The organism is Psychrobacter sp. 1U2 (genome assembly GCF_051847575.1).
In genome coordinates, this window is record NZ_JBPYDC010000108.1 from 1 (window position 1) to 1,793 (window position 1,793).

2 protein-coding genes are annotated in these 1,793 nt (G+C 42.8%); one reads left to right on the forward strand and one right to left on the reverse strand.

Going from position 1 to position 1,793, the window contains the following annotated elements:
- Positions 1 to 558, forward strand: a 558-nt coding sequence (locus ACS8FD_RS13565; RefSeq protein WP_439276266.1) for a TauD/TfdA dioxygenase family protein, incomplete at its 5' end; no start/stop codon positions are given.
- Positions 559 to 911: 353 nt separating this feature from the next.
- Here ACS8FD_RS13565 and bhcD read toward each other — a convergent pair.
- A partial coding sequence (gene bhcD / locus ACS8FD_RS13570; protein WP_439276267.1) for an iminosuccinate reductase BhcD occupies positions 912 to 1,793 on the reverse strand: 882 nt, incomplete at its 5' end.

Consider the following 1,793-nt stretch of genomic DNA (forward strand, 5'->3'; position numbering starts at 1 on the left):
TTTTTAGAGTGCCCGCCTTCTATTGCCATTAATTATGGGGTAGATATACCGCCATACGGTGGCGATACGATGTTCGCCAATGCTGTGTTGGCTTATAACTCTTTGAGTCCAGCGATGCAGGAAATGATAGCGCCGCTAAAAGTATGGATGAGTGGTAAAAACGTCCTTGCCAATATGCAATCAGAAAAGCAATCTCAAGAGTCAGGTAAAGTAGGGGCTATTGGCAATATTGAACTGGATTTAAATACCCAGCAAATGCTAGAAGGTTTTTATCATCCAATGGTCAGAACCCATCCGGTTTCAGGTGAAAAGTCACTGTATGTCGATAAGATTTATGCCTGCGGTATAGAAGGCATGACAGAAGATGAGTCGCGACCTTTACTTGATTTTTTATCCAGCTTTGCCACTCAAGAATCTTTTACTTGTCGTTTAAGATGGGAAAATAATACCGTTATTATGTGGGATAATAGGATTTGCTTGCATCAAGCTTTTAATGACTACGATGGTTATCGGCGCGAGATGTATCGGGCGATAGTCATGGGCGAGAGGCCAGTATAATAAGTTTTTATACGGTCAAATAAAAACTTCAAATTTAGTAAAGATCAACTTCGACAGCGATAAGGTGGAAAACCCATCTTATCCTATCAATCAAGCGGTATGCCTCACATAGCTTTTTATGAAGGCAGATCAGACGCGTATTGTGTTAGGCACGGCGCATTAAAACGTATTTTAAGAAGTAAAACATATATAGCTAATACAAATTATAAAATGAGACAAGCCTATATGAATGATGACTTTTATTTTAATACGATTAATAAAGGGGTCAGTTTCGATGGTAAACCGACGACATCGTTAAAACCGCCAAATAAATTTATTTGGCGGTTTTAAAATACATTCGTTAATATAAATAATTATAGCGAAATTTGCTGAGCTTCGCCTTTTTCAAGCGCCAAGCGTGCTGCTGCAGAAGCAACCGCTAAATCTTGCAGGCCAACACCAGTCCCATCAAACAAGGTAATCTCGTCATCTGAGCTACGACCCGGATGATCGCCGTTAATCGCAGCACCAAGAGTGGTAATATCGCTCTCTTTGATAGCGCCAGATTTGATGGCATGTTGCGCTTCACCAAGGCTGATTGATTGGGCGATTTCATCAGTAAAGACAGTAGCAGAGGCTATCAGCTCAGCATCAACTTCTTGCTTACCGACTGTATCAGTACCCATGCAAGCGATGTGAGTGCCAGGCTTGATCCACTCTTTCATCAGTAGCGGCTCAAATGCTGAAGTAATAGTAATAATTACGTCCGCTTGCTTACACAGCTCTTCACGCTCAACCGACTCAAATGCTACGCCTGCTTCTTCAGCGACAGCTTGTAGGTTTTTAAGGCGATCTTTGTTGTTGTTCCAAGCGACTACTTTATCAAAATCACGTTGCTCAAGTGCGGCGCGTAACTGAAAAGTAGACTGATGACCGGCACCAATCATACCGATAACTTTGCTGTCTCTGCGAGCCAAATGAGCAATCGATACGGCAGAGGCGGCGGCAGTACGTACAGCGGTCAGATAGTTACCACCGACGAGCGCGCGCAATTTACCATTATCAGGATTAAACAAAAAAATCGTCGATTGATGGTTGGTCAAGCCTTTGGCTTCGTTACCTGGCCAGTAACCACCTGATTTTAGGCCCAATGATTTACCAGCGCGATCAAACCCTGATTTAAAACCATATAAAGCATCAGCATAGCCAATCGCTTCACGAATCACAGGGAAGTTATAAGCATCGCCGCGTGACAT